This window comes from Variovorax sp. J31P179 (assembly GCF_030316985.1).
In the GTDB taxonomy this organism is placed as follows: domain Bacteria; phylum Pseudomonadota; class Gammaproteobacteria; order Burkholderiales; family Burkholderiaceae_C; genus Variovorax; species Variovorax ginsengisoli_B.
In genome coordinates this window covers 14,173-37,614 of the sequence record NZ_JASZYL010000027.1, presented here as the reverse complement: position 1 = coordinate 37,614, position 23,442 = coordinate 14,173, and the positions used below count along the sequence as shown (strand labels likewise).

General features: G+C 68.0%; 21 protein-coding genes and 1 pseudogene. 8 read left to right on the top strand and 14 right to left on the bottom strand.

Features of this window, described 5'->3' with window-relative positions; all coding sequences use genetic code 11:
• Positions 1-74 precede the first annotated feature (74 nt).
• The 12 genes and pseudogenes from QTI17_RS34065 to QTI17_RS34010 all read right to left on the bottom strand — a co-directional run bounded on the left by QTI17_RS34065 (position 75) and on the right by QTI17_RS34010 (position 12,793).
• Positions 75-407 (bottom strand): hypothetical protein, encoded by a 333-nt coding sequence (locus tag QTI17_RS34065; RefSeq protein ID WP_286538555.1) that lies wholly within the window; start codon positions 405-407, stop codon positions 75-77.
• Between the two features lie 114 nt (positions 408-521).
• A pseudogene (locus QTI17_RS34060) lies at positions 522-899 on the bottom strand (response regulator transcription factor); the annotation flags it as partial.
• A gap of 74 nt (positions 900-973) precedes the next feature.
• Entirely contained in the window at positions 974-2,308 is a 1,335-nt protein-coding gene (locus tag QTI17_RS34055; RefSeq protein ID WP_286538551.1) for an NAD(P)/FAD-dependent oxidoreductase, read from the bottom strand.
• Positions 2,309-2,431: 123 nt separating this feature from the next.
• Positions 2,432-3,901: an NAD-dependent succinate-semialdehyde dehydrogenase gene (locus tag QTI17_RS34050; RefSeq protein WP_286538550.1), complete on the bottom strand. Its 1,470-nt coding sequence runs from the start codon at positions 3,899-3,901 to the stop codon at positions 2,432-2,434.
• Between the two features lie 22 nt (positions 3,902-3,923).
• On the bottom strand, positions 3,924-5,012 hold the full coding sequence (locus tag QTI17_RS34045; RefSeq protein WP_286538549.1) for a tartrate dehydrogenase: 1,089 nt from the start codon (positions 5,010-5,012) through the stop codon (positions 3,924-3,926).
• A gap of 11 nt (positions 5,013-5,023) precedes the next feature.
• Positions 5,024-6,652, bottom strand: a complete 1,629-nt coding sequence (locus QTI17_RS34040; protein WP_286538547.1) for an ABC transporter ATP-binding protein — start codon at positions 6,650-6,652, stop codon at positions 5,024-5,026.
• Positions 6,652-7,557 (bottom strand): ABC transporter permease, encoded by a 906-nt coding sequence (locus tag QTI17_RS34035; protein WP_286538546.1) that lies wholly within the window; start codon positions 7,555-7,557, stop codon positions 6,652-6,654. Before QTI17_RS34035 ends, QTI17_RS34040 begins: the two co-directional genes overlap by 1 nt.
• A 10-nt stretch (positions 7,558-7,567) precedes the next feature.
• Positions 7,568-8,524: an ABC transporter permease gene (locus QTI17_RS34030; RefSeq protein WP_286538544.1), complete on the bottom strand. Its 957-nt coding sequence runs from the start codon at positions 8,522-8,524 to the stop codon at positions 7,568-7,570.
• Between the two features lie 24 nt (positions 8,525-8,548).
• The gene (locus tag QTI17_RS34025; protein WP_286538542.1) at positions 8,549-10,171 is read right to left on the bottom strand and encodes an ABC transporter substrate-binding protein; all 1,623 of its coding nucleotides are present in this window, start codon (positions 10,169-10,171) and stop codon (positions 8,549-8,551) included.
• A 49-nt stretch (positions 10,172-10,220) separates the two neighbouring features.
• Positions 10,221-11,513, bottom strand: coding sequence for an NAD(P)/FAD-dependent oxidoreductase (locus QTI17_RS34020; protein WP_286538541.1), 1,293 nt, complete (start codon positions 11,511-11,513; stop codon positions 10,221-10,223).
• Between the two features lie 22 nt (positions 11,514-11,535).
• Complete coding sequence (locus QTI17_RS34015) at positions 11,536-12,201, bottom strand: haloacid dehalogenase type II (RefSeq protein ID WP_286538540.1); 666 nt, start codon at positions 12,199-12,201, stop codon at positions 11,536-11,538.
• A gap of 235 nt (positions 12,202-12,436) precedes the next feature.
• Positions 12,437-12,793: a cupin domain-containing protein gene (locus QTI17_RS34010; RefSeq protein WP_286529403.1), complete on the bottom strand. Its 357-nt coding sequence runs from the start codon at positions 12,791-12,793 to the stop codon at positions 12,437-12,439.
• On the opposite strand from QTI17_RS34010, the gene QTI17_RS34005 reads away from it, so the two are divergent.
• The 3 genes from QTI17_RS34005 to QTI17_RS33995 all read left to right on the top strand — a co-directional run bounded on the left by QTI17_RS34005 (position 12,792) and on the right by QTI17_RS33995 (position 15,112).
• Positions 12,792-13,046 (top strand): hypothetical protein, encoded by a 255-nt coding sequence (locus tag QTI17_RS34005; protein ID WP_286538539.1) that lies wholly within the window; start codon positions 12,792-12,794, stop codon positions 13,044-13,046. The genes QTI17_RS34010 and QTI17_RS34005 overlap by 2 nt on opposite strands.
• Positions 13,047-13,292: 246 nt before the next feature.
• Positions 13,293-14,171: a GNAT family N-acetyltransferase gene (locus QTI17_RS34000; protein WP_286538537.1), complete on the top strand. Its 879-nt coding sequence runs from the start codon at positions 13,293-13,295 to the stop codon at positions 14,169-14,171.
• Between the two features lie 5 nt (positions 14,172-14,176).
• Positions 14,177-15,112, top strand: coding sequence for a 2-hydroxyacid dehydrogenase (locus QTI17_RS33995; RefSeq protein WP_286538535.1), 936 nt, complete (start codon positions 14,177-14,179; stop codon positions 15,110-15,112).
• A 177-nt stretch (positions 15,113-15,289) separates the two neighbouring features.
• Here the strand turns inward: QTI17_RS33995 and QTI17_RS33990 are convergent, their stop codons facing one another.
• Positions 15,290-16,528 carry a M20 aminoacylase family protein gene (locus QTI17_RS33990; protein ID WP_286538532.1) on the bottom strand — a complete coding sequence of 413 codons (1,239 nt, stop codon included), beginning with the start codon at positions 16,526-16,528 and terminating at the stop codon, positions 15,290-15,292.
• Positions 16,525-17,223 carry an HAD-IA family hydrolase gene (locus QTI17_RS33985; protein ID WP_286538531.1) on the bottom strand — a complete coding sequence of 233 codons (699 nt, stop codon included), beginning with the start codon at positions 17,221-17,223 and terminating at the stop codon, positions 16,525-16,527. The genes QTI17_RS33990 and QTI17_RS33985 overlap by 4 nt, the downstream gene beginning before the upstream one ends.
• A gap of 469 nt (positions 17,224-17,692) precedes the next feature.
• Between QTI17_RS33985 and QTI17_RS33980 the strand changes: the two genes are divergently transcribed.
• The 5 genes from QTI17_RS33980 (at position 17,693) to QTI17_RS33960 (ending at position 23,405) form a co-directional block, all read left to right on the top strand.
• Positions 17,693-19,096, top strand: a complete 1,404-nt coding sequence (locus QTI17_RS33980; protein ID WP_286538529.1) for an aspartate aminotransferase family protein — start codon at positions 17,693-17,695, stop codon at positions 19,094-19,096.
• A gap of 77 nt (positions 19,097-19,173) precedes the next feature.
• Positions 19,174-19,668: an Lrp/AsnC family transcriptional regulator gene (locus QTI17_RS33975; protein ID WP_286538528.1), complete on the top strand. Its 495-nt coding sequence runs from the start codon at positions 19,174-19,176 to the stop codon at positions 19,666-19,668.
• Positions 19,669-19,810: 142 nt separating this feature from the next.
• Positions 19,811-21,292 carry an aldehyde dehydrogenase family protein gene (locus tag QTI17_RS33970; protein ID WP_286538527.1) on the top strand — a complete coding sequence of 494 codons (1,482 nt, stop codon included), beginning with the start codon at positions 19,811-19,813 and terminating at the stop codon, positions 21,290-21,292.
• Between the two features lie 46 nt (positions 21,293-21,338).
• Positions 21,339-22,058, top strand: coding sequence for a cupin domain-containing protein (locus QTI17_RS33965; protein ID WP_286538526.1), 720 nt, complete (start codon positions 21,339-21,341; stop codon positions 22,056-22,058).
• Between the two features lie 21 nt (positions 22,059-22,079).
• Entirely contained in the window at positions 22,080-23,405 is a 1,326-nt protein-coding gene (locus tag QTI17_RS33960; RefSeq protein WP_286538525.1) for an NAD(P)/FAD-dependent oxidoreductase, read from the top strand.
• The last annotated feature ends 37 nt before the right edge of the window (positions 23,406-23,442 follow it).

Here is a 23,442-nt window from a genome sequence, read left to right as displayed (position 1 = left end):
GCGCAAAACGCCCGGCGGGCAGACCTCACGGCGCGACGTTGACCGAAATCGCGACCCATCGCGTCGTGATGTCTTCAGATCCGACGACGTCGTTCATTGATCAGCATCTCCATAGAGCACTCCGACACCTTCGGCGGATGCCTTCCAAGCCGCCGCACATGGTTTAGCGCTTGGCGAACATTGGCGCGGTGAAGGGACACCCAGCGCTGGAAGCACGAATCGGCATCCGGCTGATCGACCGTCCCAGCCGAAGGATGGTCCTCCCCGATGAAGGCGATCTGGTCGCATCGCACGGGGCGATCGTGCCCGATGCAATGGAGGCGCTGTCCGAGGCATTGGGCAATCGCAAGAAGGCCGTCAGCGGGCATCTGCGCATAGCCGCCCAGCATGGCTTCGGCCGGCTGCATGTCGCACCCGTGGGGTCGCCCGAAACGGGTGCCCAACATGGCGACGATGCGGCGGCAGGAACGTCCGCTCCAACCGGACGCAACACCCCAGCCCTGCCATCGCCCACTCGCGCACTCGCCCCACTCGCAAAGTCGCTCCACCAACTGGTCCTTGCTGCCCGGCCGTCCAGCGCGATGCAGCAGCACCTCGAGCAGGCTAAGCTCCCGGGCCGACAGCTCCACTCTCCTGCCTGCCGTCCAGCGTGGTCTAGCGGCTAGCCTTGTCGTAGACCAGCGGGGCATGCCTGATTGCGTTGCCCGAGACGCCCATGCCGCGCCGCGAGAGCGCGTACGCGCGCCTTGAGCTCCAAGTTGATGGGCTCGGCATATGCAGTCGTCGGCGCCATTGTCCAGGCTCTTGACGCCCTCCTCCGCGCTATCTGCCTCGGTGAGCACAAGCACCGGAAAGCGCGACCCGCGGGCACGCAGGCGCTTGAGGATCTCGAGGCCGTGCGGGGCCAATGGCGCGGCGGCTCGAGCTCGATCCGCCTTGGGCGGGACATGGCGCGCAGCATGATCGCAACGCCTCAATGGAGCTTCACGTGCGGTTCGGTGCGCCGCGTGATGAGCCGGGCGAGCGTGTCGAGCGAGACCTTGACCACGCCGTGCAGTGCGAGCTCGTGCATCTTGTAGAGCGACATGTACATCAGCCGCGCGAAGGCGCCTTCGATCATCAGACTGCCGCCGATCAGGCCGCCCATCATGTTGCCGACCGTGCTGTACTCGCCGAGCGAGACCAGCGAGCCGAAGTCGCGGTAGCGGTAGGGCTTGAGCGCCTTGCCCGCCAGGCGCCGGCGGATCTGCGCCGCGACGTGCGAGGCCTGCTGGTGCGCTGCCTGCGCGCGCGGCGGCACCAAACCGCCCTTGCCGCCGTTGGCCTCGGGCCAATCGCAGGCCGCGCAGTCGCCGATGGCGAAGATGTCGGCGTCCCGCGTGGTCTGCAGGGTCGGCAGCACTGCGAGCTGGTTGCTGCGGTTGGTTTCGAGTCCCGCAATGTCCTTCATGAAATCCGCCGCCTTCACGCCCGCGGCCCACACCACCAGCTCGGCCGGCAGCGTGCGGCCATCGGCCAGGCGCACGCCCTCGGGCAGCACCTCGGCCACCTTGGCCGAGGTGTGTACGTCCACGCCCAGCTTGCGCAGCAGCGCCTCGGTGGCCGCCGACATGCGCGGCGGCAGCGCGGGCAGGACGCGATCGGCGGCCTCGATCACGCTGACCTGGATATCCTTCTCGGCGTCCACGCGATCGAGCCCGTAGGCCACGACCTCGCGCGTGGTGCGATGCAGCTCGGCGGCCAGCTCCACGCCGGTGGCGCCCGCGCCGATGATCGCCACGTGCAGCTGCTCGGGTCTGAGCGGCGTGGTCTGCGCATGCGCGCGGATGCAGGCGTTGACCATGCGCTGGTGAAAGCGCTGCGCATCCGCCTTCGACTCGAGCCGCAGCGCATGCTCGCGCACGCCGGGTGTGCCGAAGTCGTTGCTGAGGCTGCCGATGGCGACCACCAGCGTGTCGTAGCCGAAGGCGCGCGCAGGCGTGACCAGGCGGCCCTCGTCGTCCAGGTAAGCCGCGACATGCACCTCGCGCCTTTCGCGGTCGATGCCGGTGAGCTCACCGAGCTGAAATCGGAAGCGGTGCCAGTGCGCCTGCGCGAGGTAGTCGACCTCGTGTGCGCCCATGTCCATGCTGCCCGACGCGATCTCGTGCAGCTTGGGCTTCCACACATGGGTGCGGTGCATGTCGACGAGCGTGATGTCCGCCACGCCGCGCAAGACCCGCATATCGCCGAGGCGCGTGGCCAGTTCCAGCCCGCCGGCGCCGCCGCCCACGATGACGACTCGGTGCTTGGACAAAGGGCTGTTCATGGTTGACTGCTCGTACACGCGCGGGGGCGCTTCAGCGCGGCTGGGCCGCGACGAGCGATGAGTCCGCCAGGCACGGCCACTTCGTGGAGGCGCACCAGCACTCCAGGCCGTGACCGAGCGCTCCTACAGCTGCCCCTGGCACAGGTACTTGATGTGCAGATAGTCATCGAGACCGTGCACCGAGCCCTCGCGACCGTAGCCAGAGGCCTTGACGCCGCCGAAGGGGGCAGCCTCCGCCGCGAGCGCGCCTTCGTTGATACCGACGATGCCTGTCTCCAGCGCCCCGGCCACGCGCCAGATGCGGCGCACGTCCTGCGAGTAGAAGTACGCCGCCAGGCCAAAGGGCGTGTCGTTGGCCGCCGCGATCACCTCGGCCTCGCTGTCGAAGCGCGTGATCGGCACCACCGGCCCGAAGGTCTCCTCGCAGCTGCACGCCATGCTGGAGTCGGCGTTCACCAGCACCGTGGGCGCGTAATAGTTCGGGCCCAGATCGACAAGACGCCTTCCGCCGGCGAGCACTTTGGCGCCCTTGGCGACCGCGTCCTGTACGTGGCGCTCGATCTTCTCGACCGCGCGGGCATTGATCATCGGACCGATCTGCGAGGCTGTGTCGCTAGCCGGGCCTACCTGGAGCGCGCCGACGCGCCCGGCCAGCTTGTCGGCGAAGGCGTCATGCAGACGTTCGTGCACGAACACGCGGTTGGGGGAGACGCAGGTCTGCCCGCCGTTGCGGAACTTGGCCGCCATCAGGCCTTCGACGGCCGCATCGATGTCGGCGTCCTCGAAGACGATGAAAGGCGCATTGCCGCCGAGCTCGAGCGAGAGCTTCTTCAGTGTGTCAGCCGACCGGCGCGCCAGGTGCCGGCCTACCGGCGTGGAGCCGGTGAAGGTGATCTTGCGCACGCGCGGGTCGTCCAGCCACACATCCACCACTTCGGGCGTGCGCTCGCGCGAGGCGGTGACGATGTTGATGACGCCCGGGGGCACGCCGGCCTCCTGAGCGAGCTTGACGAGCGCAAGCGAAGTGAGCGGCGTGTCCTCGGCCGGCTTGAACACCACGGTGCAGCCGGCGGCGAGGGCCGGCGCGATCTTTCGCGCAATCATGGCAGCCGGGAAGTTCCACGGCGTGATGGCGGCGACCACGCCGACCGGCTCCTTCAGCGCGAACATGCGCCGGCCCGGCACCGGAGCGGGAATGATGTCGCCGTTGGCGCGCGTCGCCTCCTCGGCGAACCACTCGATGTAGCTGGCGGCATAGGCCACCTCGCCGCGGCCCTCGGCCAACGGCTTGCCCTGTTCGCGCGAGATCAGCCGGCCCAGATCCTCCTGGTGCGCCATCACCAGGTCGTTCCAGCGTTTGATGATCTGGGCGCGCTGCTTGGCCGGCACGGCGCGCCACGCCGGGAAGGCGGCATGCGCGGCGTCGACGGCCGCGTGCGCATCGGCCGCGCTACCGTCGGGCACGCTCGCGAAGACGGCGTCGGTGGCAGGGTCGCTCACATCAAGGCGGCGCGCATCGCTCGCGTCACGCCATTCGGCGCCGATCAACTGGCGTCCGGGCATCAGGTCCTGGCGTTCGAGGGTCAGTGTCATGGTGTTTGTCATTCAGGGGTTGTCAGTTTGCGGCCACGCGCTCGGCGATGGCCATGCCGAGCTCGGTGGTGGATGCCGTGCCGCCGAGGTCGCGCGTGTGTGGGCCCTCGCGCAACACCGCCTCGATGGCGCCGAGGATCGCGTCGTGCGCGGCGCGGCCCGCGCCCTGGCCTTGGGTGAGAAAGTCCAGCATCAGCGCGCCCGACCAAATCATGGCGATGGGATTGGCAATGTTCTGGCCGTAGATGTCCGGTGCCGAGCCGTGCACAGGCTCGAACAGCGACGGGAACTTGCGCTCGGGGTTGAGGTTGGCCGACGGCGCCAGTCCGATGGTGCCGGTGGTCGCGGGCCCCAGGTCGGACAGGATGTCGCCGAACAGGTTGCTCGCCACCACCACGTCGAAGCGCGTCGGCTGCAGCACGAAACGCGCCGACAGGATGTCGATGTGCTGCTTGTCGACCTTCACGTCGGGGTAGTCCTGGCCGATCGCGTCGGCGCGCCCGTCCCACCAAGGCATGCTGATCGCGATGCCGTTGCTCTTTGTGGCCACCGTCAGGTGCTTTCTCTTCCGCGCCTGCGCGAGTTCGTAGGCGTACTTCAGCACGCGGTCGGTGCCGTGGCGCGAGAAGACCGATTCCTGGATCACGATCTCGCGCTCGGTGCCTTCGTACATCACGCCGCCGAGCGAGGTGTATTCGCCCTCGGTGTTCTCGCGCACCACGAGGTAGTCGATGTCACCGGGCTGGCGGCCGGCCAGCGGGCACGGCACGCCTTCGAACAGGCGCACCGGGCGCAGGTTGATGTACTGGTCGAACTCGCGGCGGAACTTGAGCAGCGAGCCCCACAGCGACACGTGGTCGGGCACGGTGGCGGGCCAGCCGACGGCGCCGAAGTACAGCGCGTCGACGCCCTTCAGCTCCGCCTTCCAGTCGTCCGGCATCATCTGGCCGTGCTCGGCGTGGTAATCGCAGCTGGCCCAGTCGATGACGCGGCAGTCGAGCTCGAAGCCAAAGCGCGCCGCTGCGGCTTGCACCACGCGCAGGCCCTCGGGCATCACTTCCTTGCCGATGCCGTCGCCGGCGATCAGCGCGATGCGGAAGGTGGGGGTCATTTCGGTTTTCCTCATGTTGCTGCCGCCGCCGTGCGGTCCATGTCGTCGAGCCAGCCCTGGCGCAGTTCGGGAACCGATCGGGCCAGCAGTTCGTAGTAGGGGTGGTGCGGCCCGCGCTCGTAGTCGCGGCGTGCCACCTGCGCCAGCTTGCGGCCATGCTGCATCACGACGATCTCGTCGCACACCGCGCGCACCGTGTGCAGGTCGTGGCTGATGAACAAGTAGGACACGCCGAGCTCGCGCCGCAGCTCGGCCAGCAGTTCGAGCACCGCCGCGGCGACCACGGTGTCGAGCGCGGAGGTCACCTCGTCGCAGAGGATCAGGTCGGGGTCGGCCGCGAGCGCGCGCGCGAGGTTCACGCGCTGCTTCTGCCCGCCCGAGAGGCCGCCCGGCAGGCGCCCGGCGACCGTCTGCGGCAACTTCACGAGATCCAGCAATTCGCGGATGCGGCGCTTGAGCGGCTCGCCGCGCAGGCCCTTGTAGAACTGGAGCGGCCGCGCCAGGATGCGCTCGATGGTCTGCGACGGGTTCAGCGCCGTGTCGGCCATCTGGAACACGATCTGGATGCGGCGCAACTCGTCCCGGTCGCGCTGCTGCAGCGTCGGCTTGAGTTCGTGGCCGCGGAACAGCACGCTGCCGTGGCTGGGCTTGATCAGGCCGGCCACGGCCCGCGCCAGCGTGGTCTTGCCGGAGCCGGACTCGCCGATCACGCCGATCGCCTGGCCGCGGTGGAGCTTGAGGTCGATGTCCTGCAGGATCGGCGTCGCTGGACGTCCCTGCGCATCCACGGGACCGTAGCCAGCCGAGAGCTGCTGCACATGGAGCAACAACTCGGGATCGTCGTTGGCTGCCTTGGCCGACGCGCGCGGCACCGGCCGCGCCGCGGCCAGCAGGCACTTCGTGTAATCGTCCTCCGGTGCCGAGAGAATCTGCCCGGTCGCGTTCAGCTCGCGCATCTTTCCGTCGCGCAGCACCAGGATATGGTCCGCCATCTGCGCCACCACGGCCAGGTCGTGGCTCACATACACCGCGGTGGCGCGGCGATCGCGCACCACGCGGCGGAAGGCGCGCAGCACCTCGATCTGCGTCGTCACGTCGAGCGCGGTGGTCGGCTCGTCGAGGATCACGAGCTCGGGGTCGCCGATCAGTGCCATGGCGGCCATCAGCCTCTGCAACTGGCCGCCGGAGACCTGGTGCGGATAGCGATCGCCGATGGTCTCCGGATCGGGCAGTGCCAGCTCGCGAAACAGCTGCACGGCCCTCGCCTCGGCCTCGGCCCGCTTGCACAGGCCGTGGATGACGGTCGGCTCGATCACTTGGTCCATGATCGTGCGCGAGGGATTGAAGGAGGCGGCCGCGCTCTGCGCGATGTAGGAAACCGTGCGGCCGCGCAGCGCGCGCTGCCGAGGCGCATCGAGCACCAGCACGTCGGTGTCGCCGATCTGCACGCGGCCCGCCGAGATGCGGCAGCCGTGGCGCGCATAGCCCATCAGTGCCAGCGCGGTGGTGGTCTTGCCGGAACCCGACTCGCCGATCAGCGCCAGCACCTCGCCGGGCTGCACGGAGAAGCTCAGGTTGTCGACCAGCGTGTTCGCGCCGGCCGAGATGCTGAGGCCCTGGACAATGAGTGGTGCGCCCATCAGCGTGCTCCTCGTTCCCGGGCGGTGCGGCCCGGCAGGTTGTCGATGACGAGGTTGACCGCGATGGTCAGGCTCGCGATGGCCAGCGCCGGCACGATCACCGAGGCCCCGCCCATGGCCAGGGCGCCAATGTTCTCGCGCACCAGCGAGCCCCAGTCGGCTGCAGGCGGCTGAATGCCCAGGCCGAGGAAGCTCAGGCTGGCCAGCAGCAGCACGACGTAGACGAAGCGCAGGCCGAGGTCGGCCAGCATCGGCCCCAGGATGTTGGGCAGGATCTCGCGCAGCATGATGTACAGCGTGCCTTCGCCGCGGGTGCGCGCCACGGTCACGTAGTCGAGCGCATTGATGTTGACGGCCAGCGAGCGCGCCATGCGGTAGGCGCCCGGCACGTAGATGATGCCCGCCGTGACCACCAGCATCGGCACCGAGGAGCCGAAGCCCGCCACCATGATGAGCGCGAACATCTTGCTCGGGATCGCGGTCAGCGTGTCCAGGCCGCGACTCAGCACCGCATCGATCCAGCGGCCGCTGGCCGCGGCCAGCAGCGCCAGCGTGATGCCGGTACCGCTGGCCAGCACGGTGGCCAGGAGCGCGACGCCGATCGTGTAGCGCGCCCCCTCGATGATGAGCGCCAGCATGTCGCGGCCGAGGTAGTCGGTCCCCAGCCAGTGCGCCGCGCTGATCGGCGCGAAGACGTTCGAGGTGCCCGTGGCAGCCGTGCCGTGCGAGAGTAGCCAGGGGCCGAGCAGCGCCGCGAGCAGCCAGAACAGCAGCACCGCGAGGCCCAGGAGCCCGGATGGCCCGAAGCCGGCGAGCCAGCGCAGAGGGCCGCTCCGGCGATCTGGCAACGCTGCCGCCAGGGAAGCCGTGGCGCTCACGACTGTTGCAGAGGTGGTCGTTTCCATGGTGCGTTCCTCAACGGTGCCGCAGCCGCGGGTTGGCGACGATGCCGCAGATGTCGGCCGTCGTCACCAGGATCAGGTAGGCGCAGCAGAAGATCATGGCGCAGGTCTGCACCAGCGGCATGTCGCGCTGGGAGACTCCGTCGACCATCAGCTTGGCGATCCCGGGGTAGTTGAAGATGGTCTCGACGATGATCACGCCGCCCAGCAGGTACGACAGGCTCAGCGCCACGGCGTTGGCGATCGGTCCCACCGCATTGGGCAGCGCATGCGCCAGCACCATGCGCATCGGCGAGGCGCCTTTGAGCCGCACCATCTCGATGTAAGGCGCCTCGAGCTGGTCGATCACCGCCGCGCGGGTCATGCGCATCATCTGTGCGACGATCACGCAGCACAGCACCATCACCGGCATGGCAAAGGCGCGCAGCATCTGACCGATCGACTCGATGTCGTTCACGAAGGACAGCGCCGGCAGCCACCGCAGCTTGACGGCGAACACCAGCACCGCCAGCGTCGCGACCAGGAATTCCGGTACCGACACCACGCCAACGGCCGTCGTCGAGGCCGCCCGGTCGAACCAGGAGCCGCGCCAGACCGCCGAGGCGATGCCGAGTGCCAGTGCGATCGGCACGGAGAACAGCGCGGTCACCGCAGCCAGCAACAGAGAGTTGGGCAGGCGGCTTGCGACCAGTTCGGCCACCGGCATCTGCGTGGTGGCCGAGAGGCCGGGATCGCCCTTCACCATGGCGAGCAGCCACTTCGCGTAGCGCTGGGGCGCCGGCACGTCCAGACCCATCTGGGCTCGCAGCGCCGCAACTGCCTCCGGCGTGGCGTCCTGGCCTAGTTGCTCCTGCGCCGCATCGCCCGGCAGTACCGCCGTGATCGAGAAGACGATGACCGACACTGCGAGCAGCGAAAGCAACGCCAACGCGATGCGCTGGCCGAGGAGCTTCAGAATCACGTGGTTCATGGGGAATCCTCCGGCGCGTGCAGATCAGGCCTCGAGCCAGACGTTCTCGGCAAAGTTGTAGCCCATGAGGCCGCCCAGCGGGATCGGCGCCAGACCCTTGAGCTTGGAAGTGTGGCCGTCGATGCTGGCGAGAAACAGCGGGATGCCGATGCCGGCATCCTGGTGAATCATGGTCTGCATGTCGGCGTACATCTGCTTGCGCTTGGCCAGGTCCGTCTCGGCGCGCGACGCCAGCAGCAACTGATCGAACTTCTCGCTCTTCCAGCGCGACTCGTTCCACGCCGCTCCCGACTGGAAGAACTGCGTCAGCAGCACGTCGGCGCTCGGGCGCGGGTTCACATTGCCGAAGCCGACTTGGCTGTTGAGCCAGTGGTTCGACCAGTAGCCGTCGGCCGGCATGCGCTTGATGTCGATTTCCAGCCCGGCGCGCTGGGCCGTCTGCTGCAGCAACAGGGCCATCTCCACCGAGTACAGCGCTGCGGGCGATGCCACCATCGGCACTTTGCCCGTGACGCCGGACTTCTGCAGGTGGAACTTCGCCTTGTCAAGGTCGAAGGGCCGCTGCGGCAGGCCGGCAAAATAAAAGCGGTTGGTCGGATCGATCGGCTGGTCGTTGCCGACCACGGCGTAGTCGAGCGCGATGGTTTTCTTCATTTGCTCGCGGTCGAAGAGGTACTTCATCCCAAGCACGAAATCCGGGTTGGCGCCGGGACCCACGTCCTTGCGCATCACGAGGTCTGAGTACTGACCGGACTGGGTAACGAAGATCCCAAAGCCGGGCGTACCCTTCACGCGCTCGACCGAGCGCGGATTGACCGACCCCACCAGGTCCATTCCGCCTGACAGCAGCGCGTTGACGCGTGCGGTTTCGTCGCCAATGCCGACGAATTCGATCTCGTCGAGGTAGGGCTTGCCGGGCTTCCAGTAGGCGTCGTTGCGCACCATCAGCGAGCGCACGCCGGGCTTGAACTCCTTGAGCTTGTAGGGGCCGGTGCCGATGCCGGCGTTGAAGTCGGTGGTGCCTTCCTTGACGATTTGGAAGTGGGAGGTGCCGAGGATGACCGGCAGGTCGGCGTTCGGCGCGCTGAGCACGAAGGTCACTTCGTTGGGGCCGGTGGCCTTGGCGCTGTCGATCTGGTCGGCGAGCACCTTGGCCTTGGAAGCGGTGGCCGGGTCCCTGTGGCGCATCACCGAGAACACGACGTCGGCCGGCGACAGCGCCTTGCCGTCGTGGAAGGTGACGCCCTTGCGGAGCGTGAAAACCCAGGTCTTGGCATCCTTGGTGGTGAACGATTCGGCGAGCGCGGGCTGCGGCGTCAGGCTGCCGTCCAGCGATGTCAACCCGTTGTAGATCATGTTGCAGCGCGAGTAGTCGGTCTGATTCGACTGCTTGGCCGGGTCGAGCGTGTCGGTGGCGGCGGCAGTGGCGCCTGCGACGCGGATGCGGCCGCCCTTCTTCGGCGTCTGCGCATGGGCGCTCATCGCCGCGCCTGCGATGCCACCGGCCAGCGCGGCCTGCATGCCGCCCGCCATCAGCATCGCGAGGATGTCGCGCCGCCTGGCGCCGCGCTTGAGCGACTCCATCACGCGAAGGCTCTCGGCGGGACCGACGAGCTTCTCGAAGCTCGTGTTGCTGGTGCTGTTCATGGGGTTGCTCCTCTTGGTGGATCGATGAAGAAAGGTGGTAGCTAGGGGCTCAGGCCAGCCTGTCCTTGAGCGTGTAGTAAAGGCCGATCGCCGGCAGGAACCACGGCGGGCCGAAGTGGCCAGGGATGGCAGGCCAGTCGCGGCCTTGCCAGGGGTTGGCAAGTGCATCGCCGCCCATCACGGCCGCCATCCGCTGGCCCATGTGGACCGACATCTGTGTGCCATGGCCGCTGTAGCCCATCGCGTAGTAGAGGCCCTCGCGCTCGCCGGCGTGGGGCAGGCGGTCCTGCGTCATGTCGACCAGGCCGCCCCAGCAGTAGTCCAGCCGCACGGCGCCGAGCTGCGGGAAGATCTGGGCCAGCCCGGCGCGCAGGATCTCGCCGCTGGCGGCATCCGACTGCGGGCTGGAGATCGCGAAGCGCGCACGCCCGCCGAACACCAGCCGGTGGTCCGGGGTGAGCCGGAAGTAGTGGTGGATGTTGGCCACCGTGGTGTAGGTACGCCGTGCGGCCAGCAGGGCCTGCGCGCGCTCGGCGCCCAGTGGCTCGGTGACCACGATGAAGCTTCCGATCGGCACGATACGCCGGCGCAGCCAGCCGAAGCTGCCGTAGCCGCCGTGGCGCGTCGCCCCGGTGGCCAGCAGCACCTGCTGTGCGGCGACGGTGCCGCGGCCGGTGTGCAGCTTGTGCGCGTGGCCCTGGCCCAGGCGTTCGATGCGCTGCACGTTCGTGCCGGTGTGGATTTGCGCACCGCTGCGCTCGGCCGCCGCTGCCAACCCTTGGGCGAAGCGGCCCATGTGCATCTGCCCGCTGCGCTTGTAAAGCAGGCCGCCGTGGAACTGATCGCTCTGAACTTCGGCGCGCACACTGGCCGCGTCGAGCACCTGGACATCGGTGTCAACGCCGTCACCGATCAGGCGCTCGGCGCTGCGCTCCAGTGCGTCCATCTGGCTCGGCCGCGTGGCGAGCTTGAGCTTTCCGTGGCGCAGGAAGTCGCAGGCGATAGCCTCCTCGCGCACGATCCGCTCAACCGTGTCCACGGCTTCGTCGTAGGCGTGGTACCAGCCTCGGGCGCGCTCGACGCCGACCTTGGCGGCCACTTCAGCGTAGTCCTGGGCGAGCCCGTTGTTGACATGCCCGCCGTTGCGCCCCGAGGCTTCGGCCGCTACGCGCTCGCCGGCCTCCAGCACCGCCACCTTGGCGCCGCGCCTCGTCAGCGCCAGCGCCGCCGAGAGGCCGGTGAAGCCGCCGCCCACGATGGCGACATCCACCTGCGCCGGCAGCTCGCACGAGCGCGAGACGAAGGCGGGCGCCGAATCGGTCCAATAGGATTCAAGCTTCATGGCGTGCGGTGCTTGCAACGGATCAGAGACCGACCACGCCGGGGAGGCCGCCAATGTCCTTGATCTCGACGTAGCGGTAGGCCGGGTTGCCCGGGCCGTGGCCGCGATTGACGAAGACCTTGTTGACGATGCCCAGGTCGTCCGCTGACATCAAGTCGTAGCGCAGGCTGGAGGACACGTGCAGCACGTCCTCGGGGTTGCAGCCCAGCGAATCGAGCATGTATTCGAAGGCCTGCAGGCGCGGCTTGTACGCCTGGGCCTGCTGCGCGGTGTAAACGCGATGGAAGGGCGCGCCGAGCATGGCGACGTTCTTCTGGATCTGGCTGTCCGAGGCGTTCGACATGATCACCAGCGGGATCTCCCTGGCGACCTTTGCAAGGCCGGCAGGGACGTCGTCATGCGGGCCCCAGGTCGGCACCGCGTCATAGTACTTCTGCGCCTCATGGTCGAGGTACTGGATCTTCCACTTCTTGCACAGGCGGCGCACCGCGTTCTTCAGCACCACGTCGTAGGGCTGCCAGTCGCCCAGCACCTCGTCGAAGCGGTAGGCGCTGAAGTCGGCGACGAACTGCTCCATGCGTTCGGCCGGGATGCGGTCGGCGAACATGTCGCGCGCCAAGTCGCCCATGCGAAAGCGCGTGAGGGTGCCATAGCAGTCGAAGGTGATGTACTTGGGACGGAAGGTCATGGTCTCTATTCCTTAAATGACAGATGTAAATGAGGCGAACTGATGACGACGTGATTGCAGCACGCACAAGCGCTGAGGCCGTAGGGAAATTGGGCGTCTGGCACACGAAAACTGCGGTTTGGAGGGGGTGCCGCGGCATCCCGTGCGGTCTGCCCCTTGCGCGTGCAGCGACGCACCTCGGTGCGTCGCTGCGAAGGCGATGCGCACGTTTTTGAAGCGGCAGGCTGGGTCATGCTCAGGCCATGATCCACACTTTGCGCACGGTCTCGAGGGTGCGCCAGGTGCCGGTGTAGCCGGGCTTCATGATGAAGCAGTCCCCGGCCTTGTATGTGACCGGGCGCTGTCCGTCCTCGGTGAGCTCGACCACGCCGGACAGGATCAGGCAGAACTCCCAGGTCTCGCCCTTGATGGAGCGGTTGACGCCGGGCGTCGACTCCCACACGCCAGCGCGCACCTTGTCGTCCTTGGCGCTGTCGACATCCCAGTTGCGGCACACGATGTCGCCTTCTATGACGCGTTCAGCGGGCGGCCGGTACTCACGCGGTTCGCCGAGTTGATCGAAGTTGAAGTCGATGAGCAGATTCTTTGACATGAAAAGTGGACTCTCAGGAGGGTGGAACACGACCCTGATGCTAAGTTTGGGCGTTCTCGCGTGGGTGCCGAAGCAGATGCCGAAAACGGTGGCAAATGCCGATTGGCTGCGCGGCGAAGCGCAATCTGCTCCGCGCGGGCAATGCGTGAGACTCGGCGATCAATTCGAGAAGTCGTTGCCTGCCGCCAACGCCGGGCCAATGTCGGTGACCCTCGCCATCGACCAGCACACCCCGATGAAATGTCGCTTCTGAACGGAGATCTTGTTGCGATCAGAATCAGGCATCTTCAAGTTCGGGTCGAGGCTTTGGATGCCGATCGACGCCAGGGGGCTCAGCATTTGTATGCGTAAGCGGGCCCGCTGCCGCAGCGAATTGCAAAACACGCACGCTTTGCAGGCGAAGCTTGCGAGTTGCTTGAGAGTGCGAATTCGGTCTGGTGCAGGCCGTCAAAGTCGTCCAAGATGAAGGCGTTTCTCCTTTGCAGAAAGAGCCTCTCCGATGCCTGATCGCACCCTGGATGCACCCACCACAGACGAAATGGTGCTGAGACCGATGACGACCGGCGACTTGCCAGTTGCGCACGCGCTGTCGGCGCAGCTGCGCTGGCCGCACCGTCTGACGGACTGGGCGCAGGCGTTCGCGCACGCCGAAGGCTTCGTCGTCGAGCGCGACGGCGCCATCGTTGCCACCGCGCAGCGCTGGCGCTGGGGCGCGCACCACGCCACCATCGGCCTCGTGATCGTGGCGCCGGCCTGCCAGGGACGACGCATCGGGCAACGGTTGATGAGCGCGCTGCTCGAGGGCCTCGACGAACACACCGTGCTGCTGCACGCCACCCGGGAAGGCCGCGGACTGTACGAGCGGCTGGGCTTCGTGCGCACCGGCGAACTGCGGCAGCACCAAGGCATCGCGGAGTCGGCACCGATGATCGCGCTCAAGCCCGGCTGGCGGCTGCGGCCTGCCGGACTCCATGAGGCTGCAGGTCTGCAGGCGCTCGACGCGGCGGCGCGCGGCATGCCGCGCGATGCGCTGATCGCTGACCTGCTCTCCGGCGCGGATGCCTGCGTGGTGCTCGATCACGACAACGAGCCGCTGGGCTTCGCGATGCTGCGGCGCTTCGGACGCGGGCACGCGATCGGTCCGGTCGTCGCGCCCGACGCCGAAGGCGCCAAGGCGCTGATCGCGCATCTCGCCGGACTCAACGCCGGCAACTTCACGCGTATCGACATCGACTTCGCAAGCGGGCTGACTGAATGGCTCGAAAGCATCGGCCTGCCGTGCGTGGACGCCCCGACGACGATGGTGCGCGGTGCGCCGCTTGCCGAGCCGCCGGGCGGGCCGAAGATGTTCGCAATCGTGACCCAAGCTATCGGTTGATGGCAATGGGCACGACCACCTTCCTCTACAAATCAGATCCGGTGCGCGGCCGCCAGTGGGCCGAGGTGTTCCGGCGCCGTGCGCCCGAGATCGACTTCCGCATCTGGCCCGACATCGGCGATGCGGCGCAGGTGCGCTTTCTTGCGGCCTGGGAACCGCCGCAGGACCTGGCCGAGCGCTTCCCGAACCTCGAGGTGCTGTTCTCCTCCGGCGCAGGCGTTGACCAGTTCGACTTTGCGACATTGCCCCCCGCACTGCCGGTGGTGCGCATGGTGGAGCCCGGCATCGTGCGCGGCATGGTCGAGTACGTGACGCACGCGGTGCTCGGCCTGCATCGCGACATGCCGCGCTACCGGCGTCAGCAGCAGGAGGCCCAGTGGAGCCCGCTGCCGGTGCGGTCCGCCGCCGAGCGGCGCGTCGGCGTGCTCGGGCTCGGCTCGCTGGGCCAGGCGGTGCTGGCGCAGCTTGTCGGCCTGGGCTTTGATTGCGCAGGGTGGAGCCGTTCTCGGCATGCAGTCAACGGCGTGCAATGCCATGCGGGTGCCGACGAGCTGCCGTCCTTCCTCGCGCGTACCGAGATCCTCGTGTGCCTGCTGCCGCTCACCGATTCGACGCGCGGTTTTCTCGATGCACGGCTGTTCTCGATGCTGCCGGAAGGCGCGGGCCTCGTGCATGTCGGCCGCGGGCCTCAGTTGATCGATACCGATCTGCTGGCTGCATTGGCCAGCGGCCAGATCGGCGATGCCGTGCTCGACGTGACCGAGCCTGAGCCGCTGCCGCCGGCGCATGCGTTCTGGCGTCACCCGAACGTCCAGCTCACGCCGCACATCGCGAGCATGACGCAGCCCTTGAGCGCGGCCGAAGTCGTGCTGGACAACCTGCGCCGTTTCGAGGCCAAGGAACCGATGATCGGCCTCGTCGATCGCGCGCGGGGGTACTGAGAAGATGCAGGAACCTCAACGGGACAACGAGCGAGCAGTGCTGGGAGCAGGTGCGCGAGCGCTATCCGGCGCAGGAACCCCTGCTCAACCTGAACAACGCGGTCGTCAGCCCGCCGACCCGAGTGGTGGAGCAGGCCGCGATCGAGGACTTTCGCCTGGTCAGCCGCAATCCGAACGTCAACATGTGGACCTTGCCATCACGACGGACAGAGCAGGCGCGGATGCCGGGTCGGCAACGGGCGCCAGCTCGCGCTCGGCCACTTCGCAGAACCAGCGCACGCCCAGCGGCAGCGCATCGTCGTTGAAGTCATAGCAAGGGTGATGCAGCGCGCGTTCGCCATCCGGCCCCGGATCGGCGCGGCCCTGGCCCAGCCAGAGGTAGGCGCCGGGCCGGTGTTCCAACATGAAGGCGAAGTCCTCCGAGGTGAAGGCGGCGCGCGGCGCCATGTCGGCCTGCAGGCCGATGGATTTGGCCGCGGCCAGCGCGAGCGCAGCCTCGGTGGCCGTGTTGACGGTGGCCGGGTAGTACCGCACATAGCGCACCTCCGCCTGCGTGCCGCTGGCCAGTGCCACGCCGTCCACGGTAGCGCGCAGCGCCGCCTCGATGCGGTCCTGCGATCCGGCATCGAAGCTGCGCACGGTGCCGGTGATCGACACTTCCGCCGGCAGCACGTTGTGGCTGTGGCCGCCTTCGATGCGCGTGACCGACAGCACCGCCGATTCGCCCGGGTCGATGCGGCGCGAAACGATGGTGTGCAGCTGCGCAACGAGCTGACTGGCAGCGAGGATCGCGTCCGGCGTGTGATGCGGCTGCGCCGCATGGCCGCCGCGACCGCGCAGCACGATGTCGAAGCGGTCGGCCGCGGCCATGATCGGGCCGGCCCGCGTCTGTACATGGCCGATGGGCAGGTCGGGCCAGTTGTGCAGCGCATAGACGCTGTCGCAGGGGAAGCGCTCGAACAGACCGTCCTCGATCATCGCTCGCGCGCCGCCCTTGCCTTCTTCGGCCGGCTGGAAGATGAAGTGCACCGTGCCGTCGAAGCGCCGCGTGCGCGCCAGCTGGCGCGCGGCGCCGATCAGCATGCTGGTGTGGCCGTCGTGGCCGCAGCCATGGTGCACGCCCTGCGTGCGGCTGGCATGGGCGGCGCGCCCCAGTTCGACCATCGGCAGCGCATCCATGTCGGCACGCAGGCCGACGCTGCGCGTCCCGCTGCCGGAGCTGAGCGTGCCGACCACGCCGGTGCCGCCCAGGCCTTCATGGACCTCGAGGCCGAGCAGCCGCAGCGCCTGCGCCACGAGCCCCGCCGTGCGCCTTTCCTCGAACGCGAGCTCGGGATGTGCGTGCAGGTCGCGACGCAGCGCGACCAGTTCGGGCAACAGGTCGGCGACCGGCGCGGCGATCGCGTGCAGCGTCAACGCCCCGCCTCGACGGCGTCGGCCAGCTCGGCCAGCGTGTGGAAGTGGTAGTCGGGCTGGGTGTGTTCGGATTCGAGCGTGCCGCCGGAACCCTTCTGTCCATGGCGGCGCTCGATCCAGCAGGTGGTGATGCCCAACTGCTTGGAAATGCCGATGTCGTGGTACTGGCTTTGCGCGACGTGCAGGTTGTCCGCCTGCTTGTAGCCCCAGGCGCCCTCGATGCGGCCGCGGGCGTAGGCGAAGTAGCGCGCATCGGGCTTCTCGCACAGCGCGTCGTCGCAGGCGAGCAGCATGTCGAAGGGAGAGCCCAGCGTCCTGTCGAAATGGGCCAGCGCCCATTGCTGCGCATTGGTCATGGTCACCAGCTTGAAGCGCCTGGCCAGGCGCTTCAGTGCGTCCACCGAATCGGGAAACGCCGGCCACTGCGCCACCGAATCGCGCAGGCCCTGCGCGAGTGCGTCGGTGTCGGGCAGGCCCAGCTTCGGTGCGATGGCATGCCAGCAGCGCGCGAGATCGTCGGGGTACCAGCCGGCGGTGCCGTCGGCGCGCGCGTGGCGGTAGGCGGCGAGGAAATCCTCGTCCGTCACCCGGGACTCGGGCACCGCGGAGCGCAGGTAGGCGAGCATGCCGCCCTCGAAATCGATCAGCGTGCCGACGACGTCGAAGGTGAGCACCTTGAAATCTTGCAGGGACATGGTGAAGAGCTCCAGTGATGACGGCAATGCCGTTGCTATGAGCATAGGGGCCGCTTTCTGCGCCGCTGAACCAAAGTGGGTCCGTGCTGCGGCACAGGATTTCGTTGTCGGCGCGCTGCCGGCATCTTCTTCTGTCGCCTCCCCCGAACGTCGGATGGCAGACGGTGCCTCGAGCTCTAACGTGACGCCGCATGCTCTGATTGGACTTTGTGGAAGGCGTCTTCAAGGCAACTACTGGCAAGTCGCACCGTGCCACCTTCGGGCTTTTACTGGCCTTTGTGTCGGGCGCGGCTGCCGCCGGTCGAGTGCGCCCGTCGTAGAGCCCCCCGGCATGGACGCGACGGCAGTATCTGCTGTGGCGACTCGCACAACCGCAGCCTGCTCTGCGCAACGCCCCCAATCTAGCACCAGCGCGAGAGGCGCGCGGCCTAAGCTTCCGGACATCCTTAAACCCGACCACCGCCCCTCCATGACGCACTCCGCCGCACTCCCCAACCTGGCCGCGCTCGATGTTATCGACCGCGCCCATCTCATCCATCCCGTCTCACCCTGGCGCGTACACGAGCAGCGCGGGCCCACCGTGCTCGCCTCGGGCCGCGGCGCGTGGCTCACCGATGCCAGTGGCCACGAACTGCTCGACGCCTTCGCCGGCCTTTGGTGCGTCAACGTGGGCTACGGGCAGGAGAGCGTGGTGCAGGCCGCGGCCGAGCAGATGCGCCGCCTTCCGTATGCGACCGGCTACTTCCATTTCAGCAGCGAGCCTGCCATTCGCCTGGCCGAGAAGCTGGTGCAGATCACGCCGGCTTCGCTGACCCGCGTGTACCTGACGCTCGGCGGCTCCGAGGCGATCGACGCCGCGGTGCGATTCATCGTGCAGTACCACAACGCGACCGGCAAGCCGTCGAAGAAGCAGTTCCTCGCGCTGGAGCGCGGCTACCACGGCTCCTCCTCTACCGGCGCCGGCCTGACCGCATTGCCGGCCTTCCATCGCGGCTTCGACCTGCCGCTGCCCACGCAGCACTACATCCCCTCGCCCTACGCCTACCGCCATGCGGACGGCGCCGACCCGCAGGCGCTGATCGCAGCCTCGGTCGCGGCGCTGCGCGCCAAGGTGGCCGAGCTGGGCGCGGACAACGTGGCGGCCTTCTTCTGCGAGCCGATTCAGGGCTCGGGCGGCGTCATCGTGCCGCCCAAAGGCTGGCTGAAGGCCATGCGCGAGGCCACGCGCGAGCTCGGCATCCTCTTCGTCGTCGACGAGGTCATCACCGGCTTCGGCCGCACCGGCCCCATGTTCGCGTGCGAGGCGGAGGGCGTGGAGCCCGACCTGATGACCATGGCCAAGGGCCTGACCGCCGGCTACGCGCCGATGGGCGCAACGATGATGTCGGAGCAGGTCTATGCCGGCATCGCCGACGGTGCGCCGGCGGGCGCGTCGATCGGACACGGCGCGACCTATTCGGCACACCCGGTCAGCGCCGCGGTCGCGCTGGAGGTGCTGCGCCTGTACGAGGAGGGCGGCGTGCTCGCCAACGGCCAGCGCGGCGCGGCCCACTTCGCGGCCGGGCTCGATGGGCTGCGTGCGCATCCGCTAGTAGGCGATGCGCGCCATCGCGGACTGCTCGGCGCGCTCGAGCTGGTGAGCGACAAGGCGAGCAAGCGCGGCTTCGATGCCGCACTCGGCCTGGCCGACCGCATCTTCGCCACCGGCTACCGAAACGGCTTGGTGTTCCGTTCCTTCGGCGACCACATTCTCGGCTTTGCGCCGGCGCTCACCTTCACCGAAGACGAGTTCGCGCAGATGTTCTCGCGCCTGAAGAAGACGCTCGACGAGGTGCTCGAAGCGCCGGACGTTCGCGCTGCATTGGCTGCCTGAGCGAAAACCCGCGTACCGACCCCCCAACACAACGAGACAGACGCAGAATCGGGCTATCTTCGTTTTTCGGCACCGCCATGTCAGAAGCCTTCAAAATCGACCGACTCGACCTGCGCATCCTGGCGCAACTCCAGAAGAACGGGCGCATGACCAACGTGGACCTGGCGGATGAGGTGGGCCTGTCGCCCAGCCCCTGCCTGATCCGCGTGAAGCGGCTCGAGCAGGCCGGCTATATCGCCGGCTACGGTGCCCACCTGCGGCTGGAGAAGCTCGGCGACACGCTCACCGTATTCACCGAGGTCACGCTGCAGGACCACCACCGTGAGGATTTCGTGCGCTTTGAGGCCGCCATCCGCGAGGTCGACGAGGTGCTCGAATGCCACCTGGTGAGCGGCGGCTACGACTACTTGCTGCGCTTCCTGACGCGGGGTGTGAACCACTACCAGGAAGTGATCGAGGAACTGCTCGAACGCAACATCGGAATCGCGAAGTACTTCAGCTACATCGTCATCAAGTCGCCGTTCATCAAGACGCACAGTCCGATCGAGCGGCTGTTTCCGCATCCGCGCTGAGGCGCTTTCGTTCCGTCCATTCCCGGCTGCACGTGGCCGACGGCAGGATCTGCTTGTAGCGACTCGCACAACCGCAGGCTCCTTCGTGCAAGACCCTCATTGCAGCACCGGTGCGAGGGGCACGCAGCCTAAACTTTTTGCCATGAACTCCCCGATCATCGAACACCTCAGGAGTGCTTGCCGCCTGGACCGCATGTACGTTGGCGGCGAGTGGGTCGTGCCCGAAACGCAGGCTCGCAGCGCCGTCGTCGACCCATCGACGGACGAGCCCGTCGCGGAGATCGCGCTGGGAAGTTCAAGAGACGTTGCTGCCGCGGTGGCTGCAGCGCAGCGCGCTTTCGTGACATGGTCCGTGAGCTCCCCGCACAGCAGGGCCTTGCTCCTCGATCGCGTGCACAGTCTGATCCTCGAGCGCGCGGAGTTGTTTGCCCAGGCCATCTCACTGGAGATGGGCGCGGCAATCGGCATGGCGCGTAGCACTCAGGTGCCTGTTGCGGCGGAGCACATCCGCGTGGCCCGGGACATTGCGGGCAGCTATCCCTTCCTCACCCATCGGGGTGACACGGCCATCGTGCGCGAGGCGATCGGCGTGTGCGGCCTGATCACCCCCTGGAACTGGCCGCTCTACCAGATCACCGCCAAGGTCGGTCCCGCCTTGGCGGCGGGATGCACCGTCGTCCTGAAGCCCAGCGAGCTGTCGCCGCTAAGCGCGTTGTTGTTCGCGGAAGTGATGCACGACTCCGGCGCTCCGGCGGGTGTGTTCAACCTGGTCAACGGCCAAGGGCCAGAGGTAGGCGCCGCTCTGGCTGCGCACCCGGACGTCGACATGATCTCCATCACCGGCTCCACCCGGGCTGGCGTGCTGGTGGCCCAGGCCGCCGCGCCGACGGTCAAGCGCGTGGCGCAGGAACTGGGCGGCAAGTCGCCCAACGTCATCCTGCCCGATGCCGATTTCGCGCGCGCCATACCGGCTGCGGTGGCGGCCGGTATGCGCAACGTCGGCCAGTCCTGCAGTGCGCCCACCCGCATCCTCGTGCCGCGCGAACGCCTCGCGGAGGTCGAGCGGCTCGCATGCGAGACAGCCTCTGCATTTGTCGTGGGCGATCCGCGGTCGCCGCAGACCACGCACGGCCCAGTGGCCAATCGCGCGCAGTTCAATCGCGTGCAGGAGATGATCGGTGTCGGCATGGCCGAAGGCGCCCGCCTCGTCTGCGGCGGCCCCGGTCGGCCGCAGGGGCTGGAGCGTGGCTGCTACGTGCGCCCGACACTTTTCTCCGACGTGCAGCCGCAGATGCGGATCGCGCAGGAAGAGATCTTCGGCCCGGTGCTGGTGATCATCGCCTACGACAGCGTGGACGAGGCGGTGGCCATCGCCAACGGCACCGAATACGGCCTGGGCGCGCACGTGCAGGGCCGCGACCTGGCGGCTGCGCGCGCGGTGGCCTTGCGCATCCGCGCCGGGCAGGTCCACCTCAACAACCCGCCCTGGAGCCCCGATGCGCCCTTCGGCGGCTACAAGCGCTCGGGCAATGGCCGCGAGTACGGCGTCGAAGGCCTGGAGGAATACCTCGAGACCAAGGCCATCCTCGGCTACCTGGAAGGCCCGGCGCCCACTGCCGCATGAGGGCGCGAACGCAGACAAATACCCGCAACTCAAAGGAACAACGACCATGACCGTGGCCCTGCTGCTGCACCGCGCCGATGGCGCATCGCCATCGACCTCTTTCCGCAAGGCCGCCTTCGGCCCGGCCGATCCCTTCGCTCGCGATCGCGAAATCGCCTGGGAAGGACCAGGCGCGATGAGCGCTGGCCGCGTCAGCTTCTCCGGTGACCTCGATGTCGCGCGCTTTCCCCACATCGAGACCCTTGTGGTGGTGGAGGGCGAGCTGACCCTGACGGTGGCCGGAGAGGCGCCGCTGGTGCTCGGCGCGCAAGCGGGCGCGGTCATCGGATGCGGCACCGCACTTCACATCCAGGCTGCAGCGCGCACGCGGTTCGTCTTTTGCGCGGCCGCTTGCGAGAAGCCGACCCAGCGCGGCGTCACTGCACTGCGCGCCGAAGCCAACTTCAAGCCGTCCAATCCGCCACCGGCCGAGACGCTGCTGGGTCCCACGCCGCAATGCCGCAGCGACAACGTGTTCACCGACGACGGCGCGCAGTACCTCGCGGGCACCTGGGAGTCGACCCCTTACCACCGGATCGTCCGGGCCCATCGCCTCAACGAGTTCATGTTCCTGCTGGCCGGCGGCGTGCGGTTTGCTGCCCCTGACGGCAGCGTGCTGTCTGCCGTCACCGGCGATGCGCTGTTCGTGCCGCAGGGCGCACCGATCGGCTGGGAGAGCAGCGATCGCGTGGCGAAGCTCTACGTGTGCCAGAGCGTTGCAGCCTGAGGCGACGATCGAGCCCCAGCCATGTCCCAGCCACTGCGTCTCGTTGAGACCTCGCCCAACCTGCCAGCCCGTGCCGACGTCGTCGTGATCGGCGGCGGGATCATCGGTGTCTTCACCGCCTACTACCTGGCCCAGCGCGGGCTGTCGGTCGCCGTGGTCGAAAAGGGCCGCATCGGCGCCGAACAATCGAGCCGCAACTGGGGCTGGTGCCGCCAGCAGAACCGCGACGCGCGCGAACTGCCCATGTCTACCCGGAGCCTGGAGTTGTGGGATCAGTTTGCCGCAGACAGCGGCGAAGACACGGGCTTCAGGCGCTGCGGCTTGCTGTACCTCAGCAACGACGAGGCCCAGATTGCCGGCTGGGCCAAATGGCGCGAGTTTGCGACGACGGTTGGCGTGACCACGCACATGCTCAGCGGCCGCGAGGCCTCGGAGCGTGGCCAGGCGACCGGCCGCGCGTGGAAAGGCGGCGTCTTCTCACCCAGCGACGGCACGGCCGATCCGGCCAAGGCGGCGCCGGCCGTCGCCGCCGCGCTCATGAAACTCGGCGGCACCGTCCACCAGAACTGCGCCGCGCGTGGCATCGAGATGGAGGGTGGCCGGCTCAGCGGCGTGGTGACCGAAGCGGGGACGATCAAGACCCGTACCGCCGTGCTCGCAGGCGGCGCGTGGGCGTCCTCGTTCTGCAACCAGCTCGGCGTGCAGTTTCCGGTCGCCACGATCCGCCAATCGATCGTGCGCCTGGCGCCGGTGGAGCAGCAACTGCCGGCCGCGCTGACCAGCCCACGCGTTGCCATCACCCGGCGCCCTGACGGCCACTACGTCCTGGCGATCAGCGGCCGAGGGCGCGCCGACCCCACGGCACAGCTGGTGCGCTTCGCACCGCAGTTCTTGCCGATGTTCGCCAAGCGCTGGCGCAACGTGTTTCCCGGCGGCCTGGAAGGCATCCGATGGGGCCACGAAACCCGCGCTCGATGGAAGCTGGACGCTCCCACACCGATGGAACGGGCGCGCATCCTCGACCCGACGCCCGACCCCGCGGGTGTCCGCGAAATCCACCGCCGTGCCGTCGATCTGTTGCCTGTGCTGCGCGAAGCCCGCATCGTCAACACCTGGGCGGGCTACATCGACAGCACGCCCGACGGCGTGCCGGGTATCGGAGAACTGCCGCAGGTGCCAGGCTTCATCCTGGCCGCGGGCTTCTCCGGCCACGGCTTCGGCATCGGCCCCGGCGCAGGCCACCTGATCGCCGACCTGGTGTCCGGGGCCAAGCCGATCTTCGATCCCGCGCCTTTCAGTCCGGCACGGTTCAGCGGTTCGGCGTGGGGCAAGGTTGCTGACTTCTAGGTTTGCCGGCACGCCGATGGTCCTGCTGGCCGACCGC

Bases quoted from the DNA above. Each gene is read 5' to 3' on its own strand.
- QTI17_RS33980 (WP_286538529.1), top strand. From the start codon at position 17,693: ATGACGCACTCCGCCGCACTCCCCAACCTGGCCGCGCTCGATGTTATC.
- QTI17_RS34030 (WP_286538544.1), bottom strand. From the start codon at position 8,524: ATGAACCACGTGATTCTGAAGCTCCTCGGCCAGCGCATCGCGTTGGCG.
- QTI17_RS34005 (WP_286538539.1), top strand. From the start codon at position 12,792: ATGAAAAGTGGACTCTCAGGAGGGTGGAACACGACCCTGATGCTAAGT.
- QTI17_RS33965 (WP_286538526.1), top strand. From the start codon at position 21,339: ATGACCGTGGCCCTGCTGCTGCACCGCGCCGATGGCGCATCGCCATCG.
- QTI17_RS34000 (WP_286538537.1), top strand. From the start codon at position 13,293: ATGCCTGATCGCACCCTGGATGCACCCACCACAGACGAAATGGTGCTG.
- QTI17_RS33975 (WP_286538528.1), top strand. From the start codon at position 19,174: ATGTCAGAAGCCTTCAAAATCGACCGACTCGACCTGCGCATCCTGGCG.
- QTI17_RS34050 (WP_286538550.1), bottom strand. From the start codon at position 3,901: ATGACACTGACCCTCGAACGCCAGGACCTGATGCCCGGACGCCAGTTG.
- QTI17_RS34055 (WP_286538551.1), bottom strand. From the start codon at position 2,308: ATGAACAGCCCTTTGTCCAAGCACCGAGTCGTCATCGTGGGCGGCGGC.
- QTI17_RS34025 (WP_286538542.1), bottom strand. From the start codon at position 10,171: ATGAACAGCACCAGCAACACGAGCTTCGAGAAGCTCGTCGGTCCCGCC.
- QTI17_RS33995 (WP_286538535.1), top strand. From the start codon at position 14,177: ATGGGCACGACCACCTTCCTCTACAAATCAGATCCGGTGCGCGGCCGC.
- QTI17_RS34035 (WP_286538546.1), bottom strand. From the start codon at position 7,557: ATGGAAACGACCACCTCTGCAACAGTCGTGAGCGCCACGGCTTCCCTG.
- QTI17_RS34015 (WP_286538540.1), bottom strand. From the start codon at position 12,201: ATGACCTTCCGTCCCAAGTACATCACCTTCGACTGCTATGGCACCCTC.
- QTI17_RS34010 (WP_286529403.1), bottom strand. From the start codon at position 12,793: ATGTCAAAGAATCTGCTCATCGACTTCAACTTCGATCAACTCGGCGAA.
- QTI17_RS34045 (WP_286538549.1), bottom strand. From the start codon at position 5,012: ATGACCCCCACCTTCCGCATCGCGCTGATCGCCGGCGACGGCATCGGC.
- QTI17_RS33985 (WP_286538531.1), bottom strand. From the start codon at position 17,223: ATGTCCCTGCAAGATTTCAAGGTGCTCACCTTCGACGTCGTCGGCACG.
- QTI17_RS34020 (WP_286538541.1), bottom strand. From the start codon at position 11,513: ATGAAGCTTGAATCCTATTGGACCGATTCGGCGCCCGCCTTCGTCTCG.
- QTI17_RS34040 (WP_286538547.1), bottom strand. From the start codon at position 6,652: ATGGGCGCACCACTCATTGTCCAGGGCCTCAGCATCTCGGCCGGCGCG.
- QTI17_RS33960 (WP_286538525.1), top strand. From the start codon at position 22,080: ATGTCCCAGCCACTGCGTCTCGTTGAGACCTCGCCCAACCTGCCAGCC.
- QTI17_RS33970 (WP_286538527.1), top strand. From the start codon at position 19,811: ATGAACTCCCCGATCATCGAACACCTCAGGAGTGCTTGCCGCCTGGAC.
- QTI17_RS34065 (WP_286538555.1), bottom strand. From the start codon at position 407: ATGCAGCCGGCCGAAGCCATGCTGGGCGGCTATGCGCAGATGCCCGCT.